Annotated in this window: 14 protein-coding genes; 3 read left to right on the top strand and 11 right to left on the bottom strand. The window is 56.9% G+C overall.

Going from position 1 to position 18,530, the window contains the following annotated elements:
- Window positions 1–453: 453 nt before the first annotated feature.
- The 11 genes from ALIPUT_RS06925 to ALIPUT_RS06875 all read right to left on the bottom strand — a co-directional run bounded on the left by ALIPUT_RS06925 (window position 454) and on the right by ALIPUT_RS06875 (window position 14,447).
- A complete protein-coding gene (locus ALIPUT_RS06925) occupies window positions 454–1,053 on the bottom strand; it encodes a LolA family protein (protein WP_004329104.1) in 600 nt (199 codons plus the stop codon).
- A 182-nt stretch (window positions 1,054–1,235) separates the two neighbouring features.
- Window positions 1,236–1,562, bottom strand: coding sequence for a DMT family transporter (locus ALIPUT_RS06920; protein WP_004329102.1), 327 nt, complete (start codon window positions 1,560–1,562; stop codon window positions 1,236–1,238).
- Window positions 1,563–1,699: 137 nt separating this feature from the next.
- The gene (locus ALIPUT_RS06915) at window positions 1,700–4,414 is read right to left on the bottom strand and encodes a DNA translocase FtsK (RefSeq protein ID WP_004329101.1); all 2,715 of its coding nucleotides are present in this window, start codon (window positions 4,412–4,414) and stop codon (window positions 1,700–1,702) included.
- Between the two features lie 119 nt (window positions 4,415–4,533).
- Entirely contained in the window at window positions 4,534–5,301 is a 768-nt protein-coding gene (gene murI / locus ALIPUT_RS06910) for a glutamate racemase (RefSeq protein ID WP_004329100.1), read from the bottom strand.
- The gene (locus ALIPUT_RS06905) at window positions 5,294–5,821 is read right to left on the bottom strand and encodes a shikimate kinase (RefSeq protein ID WP_004329099.1); all 528 of its coding nucleotides are present in this window, start codon (window positions 5,819–5,821) and stop codon (window positions 5,294–5,296) included. The genes murI and ALIPUT_RS06905 overlap by 8 nt, the downstream gene beginning before the upstream one ends.
- A gap of 10 nt (window positions 5,822–5,831) precedes the next feature.
- Entirely contained in the window at window positions 5,832–8,588 is a 2,757-nt protein-coding gene (locus ALIPUT_RS06900) for a DNA gyrase/topoisomerase IV subunit A (protein ID WP_004329098.1), read from the bottom strand.
- 72 nt (window positions 8,589–8,660) lie between these two features.
- Entirely contained in the window at window positions 8,661–10,535 is a 1,875-nt protein-coding gene (locus tag ALIPUT_RS06895) for a DNA topoisomerase IV subunit B (RefSeq protein WP_004329097.1), read from the bottom strand.
- A 6-nt stretch (window positions 10,536–10,541) separates the two neighbouring features.
- Window positions 10,542–11,270, bottom strand: a complete 729-nt coding sequence (locus tag ALIPUT_RS06890) for a lysophospholipid acyltransferase family protein (RefSeq protein WP_004329096.1) — start codon at window positions 11,268–11,270, stop codon at window positions 10,542–10,544.
- A gap of 232 nt (window positions 11,271–11,502) precedes the next feature.
- Window positions 11,503–12,087, bottom strand: coding sequence for a LemA family protein (locus tag ALIPUT_RS06885; RefSeq protein ID WP_004329095.1), 585 nt, complete (start codon window positions 12,085–12,087; stop codon window positions 11,503–11,505).
- A 32-nt stretch (window positions 12,088–12,119) separates the two neighbouring features.
- A complete protein-coding gene (locus tag ALIPUT_RS06880; RefSeq protein ID WP_004329094.1) occupies window positions 12,120–13,043 on the bottom strand; it encodes a TPM domain-containing protein in 924 nt (307 codons plus the stop codon).
- Window positions 13,044–13,166: 123 nt separating this feature from the next.
- Window positions 13,167–14,447, bottom strand: a complete 1,281-nt coding sequence (locus ALIPUT_RS06875; protein WP_004329093.1) for an alpha-amylase family glycosyl hydrolase — start codon at window positions 14,445–14,447, stop codon at window positions 13,167–13,169.
- A 131-nt stretch (window positions 14,448–14,578) separates the two neighbouring features.
- On the opposite strand from ALIPUT_RS06875, the gene ALIPUT_RS06870 reads away from it, so the two are divergent.
- From ALIPUT_RS06870 to ALIPUT_RS06860, 3 genes are read left to right on the top strand one after another with little or no spacing between them, the layout of a single operon-like run.
- A complete protein-coding gene (locus ALIPUT_RS06870; protein ID WP_004329092.1) occupies window positions 14,579–15,376 on the top strand; it encodes a polysaccharide biosynthesis/export family protein in 798 nt (265 codons plus the stop codon).
- Between the two features lie 15 nt (window positions 15,377–15,391).
- Window positions 15,392–17,842, top strand: a complete 2,451-nt coding sequence (locus ALIPUT_RS06865) for a GumC family protein (protein WP_004329091.1) — start codon at window positions 15,392–15,394, stop codon at window positions 17,840–17,842.
- Between the two features lie 5 nt (window positions 17,843–17,847).
- Entirely contained in the window at window positions 17,848–18,237 is a 390-nt protein-coding gene (locus tag ALIPUT_RS06860; RefSeq protein WP_004329090.1) for a Cof-type HAD-IIB family hydrolase, read from the top strand.
- Window positions 18,238–18,530: the final 293 nt, after the last annotated feature.

The raw sequence follows: 18,530 nt of genomic DNA, 5'->3' as shown, positions 1-18,530 counted from the left end.
CTTTGAGTTTCTCTCTTCGTTTTCTCTGCCCGGCATGGCCCGAACGCATCCCGCGCCGCCCTTCGCCGGTCGAAAACATCGAACTTTACCCCTTATTTTCTACATTCGGACTACTTCTTCGCCCGATCGAAAACAGCGGACTTACGTTCTTTGTTCTCTTCGCTCGGTCCGACGAGTCTATTCGTCGGTTCCCGCTTATCGAAAACATCCGAAAATACATTCTATAAACACACAAAAATAGCATTTATTCGTCGAATAAGCAACTTTGGACCCAATAAAATCACCCGTTTCCGCAAGTTTTTTCACCGCACACACCATTTTCAGCCCTTTTCAGCCGTTTTGACAACATCAAAAAAATCCCCCGGCAAAGTGTCGGGGAATTTCAAAGCCGTTCGGACAAATTTTATACATCACGCCCTATTTACGACCGCCAGCACGATCGGGAAAAATACACTACCGGAAATCGATCCACTCGTACCCGGCGTAATTCTCCGCATCGAAAGTGCGGGGCGACGCCTCGTGAACGGTGACGGAACGGATGTCGATCCGAACCCGGTCGCCGTCGATTTCGTAGATCACTGCCGTCGGCAGCGAACGGGCCGTGTCCACTTCGACGTCGATCTGCCCGACGGCCGACTGGATACGCAGCGGAGTAAGCCGGATTACGGCCGTGCTTCCCTTCTCGCTCAAAAGCGAGGCGGCATATTCGCCGTCGATGAAATCGAACGCCCGGGTGGGATTATTGAGCAGATTATGGGACGTGAGATCCACACGGTCGATAACCACCTCTTTACGATCGGGGTCGATTTCGTAACGGAACTCCGCATCGCCGTAAACCTCCTGCCCATTGACATGCATATAGTAGTTGTCGCCGCTCACCTCATAATAGCCCGGCACGACATCCCCGTCGGTATGCACCTCGAAGACTACGCTGTACCCCTCCAGCGCTCCGAGCGCAGCGGTCAGTTGCTTCAACACGGCCTGCGGCCGGTTATCGGCCTGGACAGAGAACACGGCAAACAGTGCCGCCAACAACAAAACAGATCGTTTCATAAGATATTTTTTCCGATTATACTCCGATAGACCGAACCGTCGTCATTCCGTCGATTTTCGCCCGAATACATCGGCCGAATCTGCAAATGTACTCCGAAACCGCTCCGACAACGGTCGAATTCAAAAATCCGAAAAACGACAATCGACATCACGAATGTTTCGACCATCCTTATTCAATATATTCAATGCGAAACCAATTTTAGTCCGACGATAGAACCGAACAAGGTAACGATAAAAAAAATCCGGGCGAAACCCGCCGATTCGCCGAAGACGAAAATCCCCAGCAACACCGTACCGAGAGCTCCCACGCCGGTCCAAATAGCGTACGCGGTACCGATCGGGAGCGTCTGCACGGCTTTGGCCAGCAAACCCATACTCAACACTGTCGCCAGGACGAACCCTCCGATCCAAAGATAAAGCTCCGTACCCTGGGCCCCCTTGGTCTTCCCTAAACAGAAAGTCATGGCCACCTCGAAAACTCCCGCGATAAACAATACGATCCAATTCATCGTTTTCTCCCTCGTTTTTATTCCGAATTACCAATCCGAAGAGTGTTCCGCACCCCGCTTTCGTACGACAAGACAACGGCAATCCCTATTTCATAATACCCAAACACATTCAAGCCTCGTCCGGAGCGATCATCGCATCAAAATACTCCCAACTCCTGCAGGCGGGCCTCCAGCGAAGGCAGGTCGTGGAAGAGAATATCGCGCGGCTTGGCTCCCTCCTGACGGCCGACGATGCCGGCCCGCTCGAGCTGCATCATGATCCGACCGGCACGGTTGAAGCCCACCTCGTAATTGCGCTGAATCGAAGAGGTCGAAATCTGTCCCTGCGACACGGCTGCACGGGCAATGTCGGCGAACAGCGTGTCGTAGCGCACCGGAGCCCCGCTCTCGCTGCCCAGCGACGAGGATTCTCCGCCACTCGATTCCGGCACGTAATCGGGCAGCCGGTAGGCTTCGGAATATCCCTGTTGGCGGCCGATGAAATCCACGATCCGCTCCACTTCGCGGGTTTCGACCAGCGCACACTGGATACGGATCAGCTCCCCGTCCTTCGAGAAGAGCATGTCGCCCCGGCCGATAAGCTGGTTGGCGCCCGGCTGATCGATGATCGTGCGCGAGTCGATCATCTGCATCACGCGGAAGGCGATACGGGCCGGGAAATTGGCCTTGATACCGCCCGTGATGACCTTCACGTCGGGGCGCTGCGTGGCGATAATCAGGTGAATACCGATGGCACGGGCTTTCTGCGCCAGACGCATCACGGGACCTTCGACCTCGCGGGCCGTCATAATCAGGTCGGCGAACTCATCGACCACAACTACGATATAGGGCAGGTAGCGGTGTCCCTTTTCGGGATTGAGCCGCCGCGCCGTGAATTTATCGTTGTATTCGGCGATGTTGCGGGCTCCCGCCATCTTGCAAAGTTCCAGCCGGTTGTCCATCTCCGTACAGAGGGAGTTGAGCGTATAGACCGCCTTGCGGGGGTCGGTGACGATCGCTTCGTCCTCGGACTCCATCTTGGCCAGGAAGTGCTTCTCGATCTTGGAATAGAGCGAGAACTCGACCATCTTGGGATCGATCATCACGAACTTGAGCTGCGAGGGGTGTTTCTTGTAAAGCAGCGAGGTGATGATGGCATTCAAACCGACCGACTTACCCTGCCCCGTAGCACCGGCCACGAGCAGGTGAGGCATCTTCGCCAGGTCGAAGACATAGTTCTCGTTCTGGATCGTGCGACCGATCACCACCGGAAGTTCGGCCTTCGACTCCTGGAACCGCAGCGAACGCACGGCCGAATACATCGACACGACCTGCTTGTCGCGGTTCGGCACCTCAATACCGATGGTACCCTTGCCCGGAATCGGAGCGATGATGCGGATACCGAGCGCCTTGAGGCTCTGGGCGATATCGTTCTCCAATCCCTGTATCTTGGAGATCTTGACGCCCTGGGCCTGCACGATCTCATAGAGCGTCACCGTAGGTCCCACCGTAGCTTTGATCCGCTGGATCGGAATCCCGAAATCCTTGAGCGTCTGTTCGATCTTGGACTTGTTCTCGTAAATCTCCTCGTCGCTCACCTGCGAATCGGACGTATAATCCTCGAGCAGCGTCACGGGCGGACGCTGGTAGTTGTTCAGATCCTTCAACGGGTCGTAGAGACTGCTCTCGATGCTTTTCTCGTCCACGACCTTGGCCTCGCGTGCTTCAACGGTCACCACGACGCCTTCGGCCGGAATTTCCGGCTCCGCCGTAAGCGTATATTCCGTAATTCCGTCCACGACCGGCGCGGGCTCCGACGCATACTGCGGTTGCTCGGGTTCCCGGGGTGCGGTAAAGGCAGCGTCGGCTTCGCCTCCCGAAAGATCGACCTCGGTAAATACATCGTCGCCCCCCACGATACGGGGTCCGGCAGAACGGGACGGAGCCGGCTCGGCAACCGTTGCAGGAACCTCTTCCGTAAGGGGAATTTCGAGGAAGGGACTCTCGTCCGGCTCATCGGGAACGGGAGCCGCAACCGGCGCAGGCCGCTGAATCGTCACCTCGGCCGCTCCATCCGCAGCGGAAGTGCGGGCCGACGCATCGACGGGAGCAGGCACGGGTTCGGGCTGGGGCCGTTCGGATTCGGGTTTAGAATCGGGTTCAGGCTCGGGATCGGTCTTCTCCTCCCCGGATTTCGAACGATGGTCGGCGACATTCACGACCGACTGTTTGACCAGATCGACGATCTTGCCGCCCTTGTCCACCATTGCATTGCCTGCCGTATTGACCGTATTGATGAAGTTGCGGTTGATGAACACGCCCGTCAGAATCCAGGCGCCCAGCAACAGGATGATATTTCCCAGCACGCCGATCACGCTCGTCAGCCTCCGGGCGACCTCGACCCCGAAGGCACCGCCCCACCCGCTGCCGAAAACGGCCCACTTCTCGCCGAAGGCGAAGCCCAACGTAAGGGAACCCAGAATCAGAATCAACAAAGCTCCGAGCACCGAATGGTTGAAAAGCAGCGGACGCTGGCGGATGATCCGCACTCCGACCATCGTGACGATCAGGGGCAAAATGATACCGAACAGGCCGAACGAACGCCCCACCAGACGCTCGGCCAACCAAGCCCCGGCGTAACCGCAGGGATTCTCGATCGCATCCGACAGGTCTGCCAGGCGGGGATCCTCCTGTTCGACACCGGACACAAGGCTCATGTCGGCCCGCCAGTCGAAATAGTAAAACAGCACCGAAGCCGTCAGGAAAAGCCCCGCGAAAAGCAGCAGCAAGCCCAGTATCCAACGCATGCTGTCACGGTTGGAACGGGAGGTAGCCTGCGGGCTTTTTGCCGAACTGTTTTTCTTGGTAGCCATATCGTATATTTATCGAGCGAAGGTAGGGATTTTTTTCGGAAAGTTCAAATGCAGGATCGGTTTCGAAAGGGCCGCCCCCCCCCCGATTCCGTTTTCGGACCGCAGCCGGTGCGGAGCCGCTAACCGAAAGCCTTGCATTCCAGCCGCGACCGGTACGCTTCATCCGCAAAGGTAAGAAATCCGTAATTCGCGGTGGCGCCTTTTTCGGCCCGCAGGTCATACTGGTCGAGCAACTGCCCCACCCTGCGTCCTACGGCAGGCGAAGGATCGACCACGGCAACCCCGCGTTCACCGATCACCTGCCGGAAAACCGGGAGCAGGAACGGATAGTGCGTACAACCCAGCACGATCTGGTCGGCACCCTCGCGGATCATCGGCTCCAGCACGCGGCGCACAGTCTCAACGGCTTCGGGCGACTGTTCGCGGTCTTCCTCGACCAGTTCGACGAACCCTTCGCCTACGGCGGTCAGCACCCGGATATTCTCCCCGTAACGGGCCGCCGTGCGGCGGAACAGATCGCCGTCCAGACTCCGGGCCGTAGCCAGCACACCTACCACCCCGCTGCGGGTATTCAGGCAGGCGGGCTTCACGGCGGGTTCCATCCCCACGATAGGCATCTGCCGGTATTTGCGGCGCAGAAAATCGATGGCCGCAGCCGTAGCCGTATTGCAGGCGACGACGACCATTTTGCAACCGGCACCGACCAGCCGTCCGACCGCCTCGTCCGCCAGACGGCAGATCTCATCGGCCGGACGCGCACCATAGGGACAATTCTTACCGTCGCCCAGATAGACGAGCGACTCCTCCGGCAACTGGCGGCGGATTTCGCGCCAGACCGTCAGGCCGCCCAACCCCGAATCATATACGCCGACAGGCCGGTTATCCATTTCGTTCCTTCAGTTTTTCAGTGATAAATTCGAGGATTTCGTCGTCGCTCATCGCGCCGCCGTCGATCGTCAGCGCAGCCTGGCCGTAAAACGGCTCCCGCTCGGCCATGTTGCGCGACATGAATTCGACCAGCTCCCGGTCGTCGAGTCCCCTCAACTTGGGGCGCTTCCAACGTCCGTGAGGACTCAAACGCGCTGCGATCTGCTCTGCCGAACGGCGGATATAGACCGTCAGACCGGCTCCGTTCATACGGACCATGTTGTCCGCCCAGACGGGAAGCCCGCCGCCCGTGGAAACCACCAGGTCGTCGCCCGAAGCGATCAGCTGTTCGAGCATCCCGCGCTCCGCCTTGCGGAAATACTCCTCACCGGCATAATGGAAGATGTCGCACACGTCGGCACCCTCCTGTTTCTCGATCCGGTCGTCGGTATCGGCGAAGTCGTAACCCAACCGCCGGGCGAGCCGACGGCCGATGGTGGTTTTTCCGCACCCCATGTATCCGACCAGAAAAACGATCATATCCTAACTCCTAAAATAAATTCAACTGCTCGGTATCGACGATCACCTCCTCCGTGTCGCCTTTCGGACGTTCGATTTCGAACTCGGCGTCCGTACCCTCGACGGTCATCGTTTCGGGCAGGTCGAAATCCCCCTCCGAACCATTCGGAGCATCCTCCCCGGAAGGCTCCGGCCGCTCGGGTCGCTCCGGCTCCACGAAAGCGAGCGTCGCCACGTCGTAGGTCGTAAGGCGCTTGCCCTTGGCCCGGTGGCTCTTCACGCCGACGAAACCGTCCACGTCGATCTCCTCCGCCGGACGCGAAGCCTGTGCCCCCTGGAAGGTCAGCACCAGCACAGCCCCCGGGCAGGACGTCACGGCCACCAGATCGGCATCTTCGTCCAGGAACGACTGCATCTTTTCACCCTGCTCGGCCGTAAAGCGCTTCAGATAGTAGTAATTCTGCGAGCGGTCGAAATAGGCCACCGCATAGACCGTGTCGGGCGAATATTTCGACACGTGAACCGTATCGTCGGGAAAGTGCTGCGTAATGTCGAAATTCGTCGTGTAATAGACGTTCTTGGCCGTGCGGACAATGAGTTTGTCATCCCCCTGGAACTCGCCGAGCAATACGCCCCGGCCGTCCGTATTGAGCCGGTGCACGTCTTCGTCGTACCAGATCTGCTGTCCTCCGAGGGTCGAAGTACCCCGCTCCTTGAGGACGATCTTATGGATGCCGTAACGCGAGAAAAGGTTGCCCTGGCTCTGCCGCCCCTTGATCGCCACGGTCGAGAAATCGAGATCGACGATCACCTTCTTCAAACGCGGACGCGGCTTGAAGTAAATCTTCAACACTTCGGCCTCACCGTTCGGATTGACAGACATATAGAGGATTTCACTCTTCGGATCGCCTTTGGTGATGTTGTACTCCTTGTCGCGCGTGATACCCTTGATGGCGCAGCGCTTCATCAGGATCGGGCCGTTCTTGCCGTCGCGGTAGAGGACGTTATAGATCGTCCGCTCGTCGTTGCGCTTGAACACCCCGATATAATAGATATTCTTGTCGAAAAAGGCTTTGTCGCTCACCTTCGTAATCACATAGCGGCCGTCTTTGGTGAACACGATCACGTCGTCGATGTCCGAACAGTCGCACACGAACTCGGAATCCTTCATCGACTTGCCGATTCCGAAGAAGCCCTCCACACGATCGACGTACAGTTTGGCATTGGTGACAGCGACCTTCGTCGCTTCGATCGAGTCGAACTCGCGCAACTCGGTACGCCGCTCGCGGCCCTTGCCGTATTTGTCGCGGATACGTTCGTAATAAGCAATCGTATAGTCGGTCAGATGCGCCAGATGGTGCTGCGTCTGGGCGATATCCTCCTCGATCTGCCGGATCTCGTTGTCGGCCTTGTCGCTGTCGTAACGCGAAATACGGATGAACTTCAGCTCCGTCAGACGCTGGATGTCCTCGGTCGTGACCGCACGGCGCAGCACCTTGGTAAACGGTTCCAGCCCCTTGCCGACGGCTGCGTAAGCCTCCTCGCGGGTTTTGCAGCCCTCGATGAGCTGATACAATTTATTAACGATGAAAATCCGCTCCAGAGAAGCCGCATGCCATGCTTCGTTGAGTTCGTTCAGGCGGATTTCAAGCTCCATTTTCAGCAGCTCGCGGGTATGCTCCGCCGAACGGCGCAGGATCTCGCTCACCCCCAGGAAATGGGGTTTGTCATCGCAGATCACGCAGGCATTCGGGGCGATCGACACTTCGCAGTCCGTAAAAGCGTAGAGCGCGTCGATGGTCTTGTCCGACGACTCGTCGGGCGCGACCTGCACGATGATTTCGACCTTCTCGGCCGTATTGTCGTCCACCTTGCGGATCTTGATCTTTCCCTTCTCGTTGGCCTTGACGATCGAATCCTTGATAGACTCGGTGGTCGTGGTGTAGGGAATCTCGGTGATGGCCAGCGTCCGCTTGTCGATCTTCGAAATGCGGGCACGCACCTTGACCGTACCGCCCCGCAGTCCGTCGTTGTAACGGCTCACGTCGATCATGCCGGCCGTCGGGAAATCGGGGTACAGCACGAAATCCCTCCCCTGCAAATGCGCGATCGCCGCATTGATCAGCTCGATGAAGTTGTGCGGCAGAATCTTCGACGCCAGACCGACCGCGATACCGTCGGCACCCTGCGCCAGCAGCAGCGGGAATTTCACGGGAAGCGTCACCGGCTCCTCGTTACGGCCGTCGTAGGAGCGCATCCACTCGGTCGTCTTCTTGTTGAAAACCACGTCGAGGGCGAATTTCGACAGGCGGGCTTCGATGTAACGGCCCGCAGCTGCTTCGTCGCCCGTGAGGATGTTGCCCCAGTTGCCCTGACAGTCGATCAGCAGGTCCTTCTGTCCCAACTGCACCAGCGCATCCTTGATCGAAGCGTCGCCGTGCGGGTGATACTGCATGGTCTGGCCCACGATATTGGCCACCTTGTTGTAACGACCGTCATCGACGGCTTTCATGGCGTGCAGAATACGCCGCTGCACCGGCTTGAGTCCGTCCTGCACGTGCGGAACGGCTCGCTCCAGGATGACATACGAAGCGTAATCGAGGAACCAGTTGCGGTACATACCCGTCAGCTTGCGCACGCCGCCCTCCTCGGAGAGCAACTTGCCGTATTTGCCCGTCGGAGCGGCGGACTCTTCGGCCCCGACACTCCGTGCAGCGTCATCCGCCGCCGCAAGAACCTCGCCGGGCAGATCGTCCCGTTCCGTCATATCTTCTCTTTGTTCGCTCATAGTCTATGTTCTGTTTTCGGTTTCGCACCGGCACCGCACAAGAAAACCGCACCGGCCGACAAGAAACGGCGGTTACCCGATCGCCAGGTCGCTCTCCACGATATCCTCCTCGATACGCAGGTTACCGATAATGAAGCCCTGCCGCTCATAGGTGTTCTTACCCATGTAGAACTCCAGCATATCGTGGATCGGGTCGTCCTTCGTAAGCCGCACCTTGTCCAAGCGGATATCCTGGCCGATGAATCCCCGGAACTCGTCGGGAGAAATCTCACCCAGACCTTTGAAACGGGTGATTTCGGCGTTGGCGCCGCATCGTGCAACCGCCCGGTTTTTCTCCTCCTCGCTGTAACAGTAATGCGTCTCCTTCTTGTTACGCACCCGGAACAACGGTGTCTGCAACACGTACAGGTGTCCGCCGCGGATCACGTCAGGAAAGAATTGCAGGAAGAAGGTCATCAGCAACAGACGGATGTGCATGCCATCGACATCGGCATCGGTGGCGATCACGACCTTGTTGTACCGCAGGTTGTCCATATCCTCCTCGATGTTGAGCGCCGCCTGCAACAGGTTGAACTCCTCGTTCTCATATACGACCTTCTTCGTGAGGCCGAAGCAGTTGAGCGGCTTGCCCCGCAGCGAAAAAACCGCCTGCGTACGCACGTCGCGGCTCTTGGTGATCGAACCGGATGCCGAATTACCCTCCGTGATGAAGATCATCGACTCCTCGGCCAGCTCGTTCTTGTCCGTCAGATGTATCTTGCAGTCGCGCAGCTTCTTGTTGTTGAGCGACACCTTCTTGGCCGTTTCGCGGGCTTTCTTCTGAATACCGGAGATCGCCTTGCGCTCCTTCTCGTTCTCGACGATCTTCTTTTGCAGAATCTGCGCCGTCTCGGAGTGCTTGTGCAGGTAGTCGTCCAAGTGCTTGGCCAGAAAATCGACGATGAAGTTGCGCAGCGGAACCCCCGGTTCGATCTCCTTCGAGCCCAGTTTGATCTTGGTCTGCGACTCGAACACCGGATCGGTCACACGGACCGAAATGGCGGCGATGATCGACGTGCGGATGTCCGAAGGATCGTAATCCTTGTGATAAAACTCCTTGATGGTCTTGGCGATCGCTTCACGGAAAGCCGCCTGATGCGTACCGCCCTGCGAGGTGTATTGTCCATTGACGAACGAATAGTAACTCTCGCCGTAGCCCGTACCGTGTGCGATGGCCACTTCGATATCCTCGCCCGAAAGGTGGATCGGCGCATAGAGCGGCTCTTCGGTCATGTTCTCGCCCAGGAGGTCCAGCAAGCCGTTCTTCGAAACATAGCTCTGGCCGTTGAAACGGAAGGTCAGCCCCAGATTGAGGTAAGTATAGTTGCGAATCATCTGCTCGACATACTCCAGATTGTAGGAATAGTCACCGAACACCTCCCGGTCCACACGGAAACTGATAAACGTACCGTTTTTCTCCTGCACGCCGCTCTCCCAGCGGTCGCTCTGTTCGAGCCCCTGCGCGAAAGTCACCGTGCGGGCCTCGCCGTCGCGCACCGAACGGGCGGTAAATTCGCTCGAAAGCATATTGACGGCCTTGACGCCGACTCCGTTCAGTCCGACGGTCTTCTTGAAGGCCGAACCGCCGTACTTGCCGCCGGTATTCATCTCGCTGACGGCCGCAGCGAGGGACTTGAGCGGAATGCCGCGCCCGTAGTCGCGGACAGTCACGATGTCGTCCTCGACCGTCACGTCGATCTGCTTGCCGGCGCCCATGATGAACTCATCGACAGAGTTGTCCACCACCTCCTTGATCAGGACGTAAATGCCGTCGTCGGCCTGCGAGCCGTCGCCCAGCTTGCCGATATACATACCCGGCCGCAACCGGATATGCTCCCTCGGCGAGAGGGTCACAATGGCATCGTCGCCATAGCTGTTGCTGGTGTTATCTATCTTTTTATCGAACATAATCGTTTATTTCTGTTTCCTGATTTCGGCGAGCCTTACGCACATCGAAGCCCGCACCTGCTCCATCAGCTCCTTCGGATCGGCAGCGGCGACCCGTTCGGCGCTCACCGGCGGCAGAATACTTACCGTCAATTTATTGCGCCAGTTGAACATCCCGTTGCGGCCGATCATCGTGGTCGTACCGTCGAGCACCACAGGCAGAATTTCGACGCCCGCCTCGCGCGCCAGCGTGAAAGCCCCCGCCTTGAAACGATAGATTTCGCCGTCGTGCGAACGCGTGCCCTCCGGAAAGATCGCCACCGAAGCCCCGCGCGAAAGCCACAGCTTTCCGTCGCGGATCACCTTCTCCATCGCGGCCGTAGCATGTCCCCGGTTGATGCAGATATCCCCGTGCAGCAAAAGGAACTGGCCGAAAAACGGCACCTTGAAAACTTCCCGCTTGGAAACCCACCGGAAGTTGAGCGGTACGAAATAGAGGGTCGGAATATCCAGGCCGGCCTGGTGATTGACCACGATAACGTACGGTTTGCGACGGTCGATATACTCCCTGCCGGTAACCCGGAACTTCCACAGAGGCGGAACTGCATAGAAAATACGGACCAGTATCCGGGACAGTTCGTGCACGATCCTCCGGGATTTGTCGAAAGGCCACGTCAAAAGCAACGCCACGGCGGACAATACCAGAAAAAAAGTGCAGATAACGAACAGGAAAAGGTAGAATAAAACGCTTAACATAAGGTATGGTCACAATTATCCATGATAATTCAAGGAACAAAAGTACAAAAATTTATCGGGTATTTTAACCGCGATCCCCGAAATTTTTATCAATACCTCCTTGCGGCAAAAAAGGGTTCGCACCACGGCCGAAGCCTTCGGAGGACCGGCGAAATCCCATTTACGACCTCGACACATAACGCGGTGCGGCGACCTTTCAGGATCGCCGCACCGCCGTTCACAGGCCGGAATCTCAAAACTTCACCTCCGGTACGGTCTGCGCACCTTCCTCGGCCGCAAAATAGGCTTTCTGATCGAAGCCGAACATGCCGGCGATCAGGTTGGCAGGGAAGCGGCGGATCGTCACGTTATACTGCCGGGTCGCATCGTTGAAGCGTGTGCGGGCCACGGCGATCCGGTTTTCCGTTCCTTCCAGTTGGGCTTGCAGCTCCAGGAAATTCTGGTTGGCCTTCAGGTCGGGATATTGCTCCGCAACGGCGATCAGGCGCCCCAGAGCCGATCCCACCTTCTGCTGCGCCTGCTGGAACTCGGCCAGCTTCTCGGGCGTCAGGTCCGCTGCATCCAGTTTGAACGACATGGCCTGGGCACGGGCCTCGACCACCTCGGTAAAAGTGGACTGCTCGTGCGCAGCATAGCCCTTGACGGTATTGACCAGATTGGGAATCAGGTCGGAACGACGCTGGTACTGCGCCTCGACATCGGCCCAAGTCGTATTGACGGTCTCTTCGGCCGTGACCATTCTGTTATAGGCCGAACAGGAGCCGCTGATGAACAGCACCACAAGTACGACCACTACGATCCAGATAACTTTTTTCATTTTTTCTATCGTTTTTTAGTGAATTTCCAAATTTACCAACGGGAACCGGCACCGCCGCCACCGAAGCTGCCGCCGCCGAAACCTCCACCGAAGCCGCCGCCCGAACCGTGTCCGCCGCCGAAACCTCCGATCCACATACCCCCGCCCCCGCGATGGTTGTTGTTATCGCTGCGTGCACTTCGGGACTGCCGCTTCACGACGAAACCGCATTTGCCGCAACGGTAAGTGTCTTCGAACAGGTTGTAATGGTCCGTCTGCCCGACGAGATTCCGCGATTGCAACACCAATGCGAAAGCACGACACCGGGGACAACGCCTGGAATGGTAGAATCCGACCAGCATGATGCCCAGCGGCACGAGGACGACCAGAAAGACGATCAGGAAAACCGCCCACACCGGCAAATCGTCCGCAGCCCGGAAATCGTCGTTGCCGCCCGAATCGAGCTCGCTGCCCTCGAGCACCGATGCCACGGCACGCAACCCCGCCACCATACCGGCGCTGTAATCTCCCTCCCGGAAATACGGCAGCATGTAACGCATCTGGATCCGCTTGCAAAGTGCATCGGGCAAGACGCCTTCCAGTCCCGGTCCGGTCACGAACCGCACTTCCCGGCGATCGACGACCAAGAGAATGCCCAGTCCGTTGTCCGAATCGGCGCGGCCGACACCCCATTGGGAAAAAAGCGTATGGGCGAAGGAGAAAAGATCATCTCCGCGAATATCCTCCACAGCGACCACGGCGACCTGGGCCAGCGCCCGATGCCTGAGCGAATAGCAAAGCGAGTCTATCTCGGCGACTGCCGAAGGGGAAAGAACCCCGTCGGGATTCGACGTGAACCGATAACGGTTGCCGACCTGCACGTTGGGAATCTCCTCCACACCGTACGGCCGGGCAGCCGAACCCAGAAGCGGGAACAGCATTCCGAAGCAAAATATCGTCAGAATTATTTTTTTCATCGTCCTACTAAACCTACCTAATGCAACTTATATTATATGCGCATTTCCGAAACCGGGAAGCCGTTGCCGCTTCGCAAAACGGCCTCCCCGTCGCCGGCAAATGTACGAAAAAATCCGGCCTATCTACATCGGCCGTGTCAAAATCCGGAAGCTCCAGCCCGGCATCCGCTCATCGACATGCGAGCAGAGCTGTACGCGTTCGCCCGTCAGGGCGTCCGCATAGCCTCCGGCGTAGATTCCCGTATCGAAATCGGCATGGACTTCATAAGGCGACACGTTCAACAGGGCGACTACCCGATTTTCCGGAGTTTCCCTCACGAAAGTCAGCAGGCAATCCTCGGCATTGTTGCGGATTTCGACGAAGGAGCCGCCCCGCTCCCCGGAAGCGAGAGCCGGAGCATCGTGCCGCAAAGCGATCAGCCGCCGGTAGAACTCCGTCGTTTCGTTCGGCTCGCAAGCAGGCAGCGGGTCCCGGTCGAAAAAGGCGAAAGAGTGGTCGTAACCGAACTCCTGCCCCGTGTAAACCAACGGCAGCGACTGCGGCAGCAGAAACGTCAGGGCCGTCATGACCCGCACGGCAGGCCCCAGGCGGACGAATTCGCTACCGCTCCAGGAGTTCTCGTCGTGATTCGAAGTGAACATCAGCCGCAAAGCCCAAGCCGGGACGTGCTTCCGATCGGCATAAAGATACTCCCGAATACGATCGACCCGGCACTTCTGCTGCGCCACGTCGTTCATCAGGTGATAAAGCCGCCAGGCATACGACGCGTCGAAAGCCCGGTCGAACAGGTAATCTTCCTCGGCTTCGGCCAGCAGGAACAGGTCGGGTTTCACCGCCCGCAACCGCCGTGCCGCCTCCTGCCAAAATTCGATGGGAACCAGCATCGCCATATCGCAGCGAAAACCGTCCACCCCGTGTTCCGCAAGCCAAAAACGCATGGCGTCGATCTGTCCCTGCCAGACGGCCCGATTGGTGTAATCAAGCTTGGCCGTGTCATCCCACCCGTTAGGAACGACGGGCCGGCCCGAAGCGTCCCGCTCGTACCAGTCGGCCGGACATTCCGCGAGCCAGCGGGCATCGCGCGAAGTATGGTTGGCCACCCAATCGATCAAGACCTTCATTCCCAGGGCGTGAGCCCTCCGAACAAAAGCGTCGAAATCGGCCAGCGTCCCCAGTTCGGGATCGACGGCCCGGTAATCCCGAATCGAATAATAGGAGCCCAGCGATCCCTTGCGACCGACCTCCCCGATGGGATAATGAGGCATCAGCCAAACGGCATCGATGCCCAAATCCCGCAAAAAACCGAGCCGCTCCGCAGCGGCGGCAAGCGTTCCTTCGGGCGTCGCCTGCCGCAGATTCATCTCGTACAACACGGCATTCCGGCTCCACACAGCATTCATCATATAATCAATCGTCTCTTTTAGCGTTATAAAATACAGTAATCGCAAATATAGCAAACAAAAACCTTCCCATTCATATATTTTTTCTACCTTTGCATACCAAAATTACACGTGTACTACAAAACTATTTCGAAATGAAACGAATAAAGGCCTTCGCCCTCCTGCTCGGGGTCGTCGTTCTTGCGTCATGCGCCTCCCAGAAGCGCGTGATCTACCTGCAAGACACTCAAGCCGACGAGCAGGTCAAAATCGCCCAGGATTATCAAATACGCATCAAGCCGCTGGACCGTCTGACCGTCGTGGTCAACAGCCGGGACCCGGAACTGGCTGCGCCGTTCAATACATCGACCTCTCTCAACTCCCTGACCGGAACCCCTCTTTCGACCTATTCGTCGAACAGTGCGTCGTTACAGATCAGGACCGTCGATGAAAACGGCGACCTCGATATGCCGATCATCGGCCCCATTCAATGCAAGGGCAAGACCCGTAGTGAACTGGCCCAGGAAATCGCGGACAAAATCCGGGAAGGCGGATACATCAGCGACCCGACGGTCAATATACAGTTCGCCGACATGAAAATCTCGGTCATCGGAGAGGTCGCCCGTCCCGGACAGTACGACATCACCAACGACCGCATCTCCCTGTTGGACGCCCTGTCGCTGGCAGGTGATCTGACCATCTACGGCGTGCGCTCCGACGTCAAGGTAATCCGGGAGGAAAACGGCGTCCGCACCACGGCATCTCTCGATCTGACTTCGCAGGACATTTACGATTCGCCCTATTTCTATCTCCAGCAGAACGACGTAATTTACGTGAAGCCGAACAAGTACCGGGCCCAGGCCGGCGAAATCAGCCAGAACCGCAGTTTCTATATCTCGCTGATCAGTACCGCCGTGTCCGTAGCGACTCTGATCGTCACACTCACCCGTTAATTTTCACAACAAGGCATGACACCTAACAATATCAACCCGAACTCCGCGAACAGCGATACAAAGCAGGAGGAACACATTACTTTCTCGGTGCACGATCTGATCCAGACGGTAATCGCCAACTGGTACTGGTTCGTCATCTCGGTATTCGTTTGCGTCGGATGCGGTTACATCTACATTTTACGCACCCCGAAAATATACAGCCGCACGGCCAACATCCTCGTGAAAGACAGCCGCAAGGGAGGGGATACCGACCTGGCGACCCTGAGCGACCTGGCGGGCCTGTCACAGCGCCGCAATGTGGACAACGAAATTTATATTCTCCAATCGCGCCGCCTGATGACGGAAGTGGTCAAACAGCTGGGTTTGACCGTTCAATACGAAACGAAGGACGGATTACGTCCCCAGGATCTCTACGGGCAAAGTCCGATCGCAGTGGAGTTCATCAACGATAACGACCGGCAGGGATTCCGGTTCGAAGTTTCGCTGCGCCCCGACAGCATCGTAAAACTCAACTACTTCGAAATATTCGGTCCCGACAAACAGAAATTCAAGCAGGAAATTTCGGCCGTATTCGGCGATACGATCTCCACGCCTGTCGGCCAAATGATTATCCGGCCGACTCTCTATATGTCCCCCGATTACTACGAAAAGGCTCCGATCCGGGTCACCAAAGGCAACTTGGGCGTAGTAACGCAGTTCTACCAGCATGAAGTCAAAAGTTTCGTAGCCAACAAACAGGCCTCGATCATCACCATTTCTATGAAAAGTTCCGTTCCCAAAAAAGCGGAAGATGTCATCAATACGCTGATCGCGGTTTACGAAAAAGATGCGATCGACGACAAACGGGGGATCGCAGAAAGCACGGGACAATTCATCGACAATCGGTTGGAGATCATCTCCGAAGAACTGAGCGAAGTGGACCGCAACATCGAAAAATTCAAAAAAGACAACAAAATATACGATATCGTATCGGAAGCCGAGCAGACGATTACCGAAAGCGCCCAATATAAAACCGACGGCCTCTCGCTGGAAAACCAGATCCGAATGACGGAATTCCTCAAAGAATACCTGCTGGACCCGACCAAAACCAATGAACTGATTCCCGGAACGCTCTCGATCAACAGCCCCGCGATCAACTCCCAGATAGAGGGCTACAATACCGAGTTGCAACGCTATATGAAGCTCAACTCCGAGAGTTCGGAGAACAACCCGATCATTCAGAATCTCGGCAACGGACTGGCTTCCACACGCCGGTCGATCATCGCGACGCTCGATTCCTATATCTCCACGTTGCAGATCCAACTGGCCGCTTTACGAAAGGAAGAGGCGCTGACCAATCAACGAATATCCTCGGTACCGACGCAGGAAAAACAGATTCTGGACATCGTCCGTCAGCAGAAAATCAAGGAGGAACTTTACCTCTACCTGCTCAACAAACGCGAGGAGAACGCCATCACCATGGTCATCACGGAAAGCAACTCGCGCACGATCGACAGTGCATACGGTTCCCCGCGCCCCGTGTCGCCCAATACCGTGCTGATTGCGGGAATCGCCTTCCTGTTCGGACTGGGCATCCCCTTCCTGATCATCTACCTGATCCAGATACTCGACACCACGATCCGGGGGAGGAAGGACATCGAGGACAACCTTTCGGCTCCGTTCCTGGGGGATATTCCGCAATATTCGGGAGAAAAGCAACAGGGCAGCTTCGTCGTACGCGAAAACGGCCGCGATCCGGTGTCGGAAGCTTTCCGCATGATCCGCTCGAACATGAACTTCATGAACCTGGGCAAGGGCGAGATAAAAGTCATTATGGTCACCTCGTCGAATCCCCACGCCGGAAAGACGTTCGTTTCGACCAACCTGGCCATGACGTTCGCCACGACGGGCAAGAAGGTCGTCATCATGGATCTGGACCTGCGGCGCCGCACCTTCTCCAAACAGATGGGGCACGGCGGAGATACCAACGGGGTTTCGAGCTACCTGTCCGGAAGCACGGAGCTTCAGGCAATCATCCGCAAATCCAAACTGTCGGAAAAACTCGACATCATCTACGCCGGCATCCAGCCGCCCAACCCGAGCGAAATGCTGTTGAGCCAGCGGATGGAAGAGTTGATCGCGGAACTGAAACTCCACTACGACTACATAATTATCGACAGCACCCCGGCGATGGCCGTAGCGGACGCCATCATCACCGACCGCCTGGCAGACCTCAGCATTTACGTAGTACGGGAAGGCCTGCTCGACCGTCGTCAGTTGCCGGATATCGAACGGCTGTACCGCGAAAAGAAATTCCATAACATGGCCATCATCCTCAACGGAGCCAGCTCGACAAAACGTCACGGGTACGGTTATGGCTACGGCTATGGTTACGGGTACGGCCTCGACGAAGAGGAAACCACGACAAAGAAGGGTTTCTGGGGCAAATTATGCGAATGGACACGTAATAAATTTCAAAAGAAATAACCGATATGGCCGTTAAAGGAGCAATCATAGCGATCGATTTCGACGGAACCGTCGTGACACACGCCTATCCGCATATGGGGATGGACGCAGGTGCGGTTCCCGTACTCAAGGAGCTCGTGGCGAACGACTGCAAACTCATCCTGTACACCATGCGCAGCGGACAACTACTCGAAAAAGCCGTCCAATGGTTCAAGGAACAGAAAATTCCGCTGTACGCCATCAATGAGAATCCCGGACAGAAGTCCTGGACTTCGTCGCCGAAAGTCCACGCCGACCTTTATATCGACGACAGTGCACTGGGATGTCCGATCCGCTTTATGGACGGCGTAGCCCGTCCGGTAGCCGACTGGGTGAAAATCCGCCAACAACTGGTAGAAGCCGGTTACCTGGATTAAGCCCGGGTATTTCACCTGTCCCGGAATCACGAATACCTCCGAATCGGAGCCGGCGGACAGGTGGTCGAGAGCCTAAACCTCGTTTTAGAGAGGCTGACAGGTGGCTGGTAACAACAACGAGCGGCCTTTCAGGGGCATCGGGCATAGAAAGCGAAAGACGAACGGAATAGCCTGGTCTTTCGATCAGGACATGGGACGACACCCAAACTTGTAAAAGCCTTCTACTCGCAAACCGACTTCGTCGAGTGCAGGAAAACCAATCAAAATCGCCGATCCGTTTGGATCGGCGATTT

Origin of the sequence: Alistipes putredinis DSM 17216 (assembly GCF_000154465.1) — a bacterium.
GTDB classification, from domain to species: Bacteria; Bacteroidota; Bacteroidia; order Bacteroidales; family Rikenellaceae; genus Alistipes; species Alistipes putredinis.
Note: the sequence above shows the minus strand (reverse complement) of the source record. Positions and strands in the feature narration are given on the sequence as shown.

What these genes read in the sequence shown, in the direction of transcription:
- ALIPUT_RS06925 (WP_004329104.1), bottom strand. Translation starts at nt 1,053, where the DNA reads ATGAAACGATCTGTTTTGTTGTTGGCGGCACTGTTTGCCGTGTTCTCT.
- ALIPUT_RS06920 (WP_004329102.1), bottom strand. Translation starts at nt 1,562, where the DNA reads ATGAATTGGATCGTATTGTTTATCGCGGGAGTTTTCGAGGTGGCCATG.
- ALIPUT_RS06915 (WP_004329101.1), bottom strand. Translation starts at nt 4,414, where the DNA reads ATGGCTACCAAGAAAAACAGTTCGGCAAAAAGCCCGCAGGCTACCTCC.
- murI (WP_004329100.1), bottom strand. Translation starts at nt 5,301, where the DNA reads ATGGATAACCGGCCTGTCGGCGTATATGATTCGGGGTTGGGCGGCCTG.
- ALIPUT_RS06905 (WP_004329099.1), bottom strand. Translation starts at nt 5,821, where the DNA reads ATGATCGTTTTTCTGGTCGGATACATGGGGTGCGGAAAAACCACCATC.
- ALIPUT_RS06900 (WP_004329098.1), bottom strand. Translation starts at nt 8,588, where the DNA reads ATGAGCGAACAAAGAGAAGATATGACGGAACGGGACGATCTGCCCGGC.
- ALIPUT_RS06895 (WP_004329097.1), bottom strand. Translation starts at nt 10,535, where the DNA reads ATGTTCGATAAAAAGATAGATAACACCAGCAACAGCTATGGCGACGAT.
- ALIPUT_RS06890 (WP_004329096.1), bottom strand. Translation starts at nt 11,270, where the DNA reads ATGTTAAGCGTTTTATTCTACCTTTTCCTGTTCGTTATCTGCACTTTT.
- ALIPUT_RS06885 (WP_004329095.1), bottom strand. Translation starts at nt 12,087, where the DNA reads ATGAAAAAAGTTATCTGGATCGTAGTGGTCGTACTTGTGGTGCTGTTC.
- ALIPUT_RS06880 (WP_004329094.1), bottom strand. Translation starts at nt 13,043, where the DNA reads ATGAAAAAAATAATTCTGACGATATTTTGCTTCGGAATGCTGTTCCCG.
- ALIPUT_RS06875 (WP_004329093.1), bottom strand. Translation starts at nt 14,447, where the DNA reads ATGATGAATGCTGTGTGGAGCCGGAATGCCGTGTTGTACGAGATGAAT.
- ALIPUT_RS06870 (WP_004329092.1), top strand. Translation starts at nt 14,579, where the DNA reads ATGAAACGAATAAAGGCCTTCGCCCTCCTGCTCGGGGTCGTCGTTCTT.
- ALIPUT_RS06865 (WP_004329091.1), top strand. Translation starts at nt 15,392, where the DNA reads ATGACACCTAACAATATCAACCCGAACTCCGCGAACAGCGATACAAAG.
- ALIPUT_RS06860 (WP_004329090.1), top strand. Translation starts at nt 17,848, where the DNA reads ATGGCCGTTAAAGGAGCAATCATAGCGATCGATTTCGACGGAACCGTC.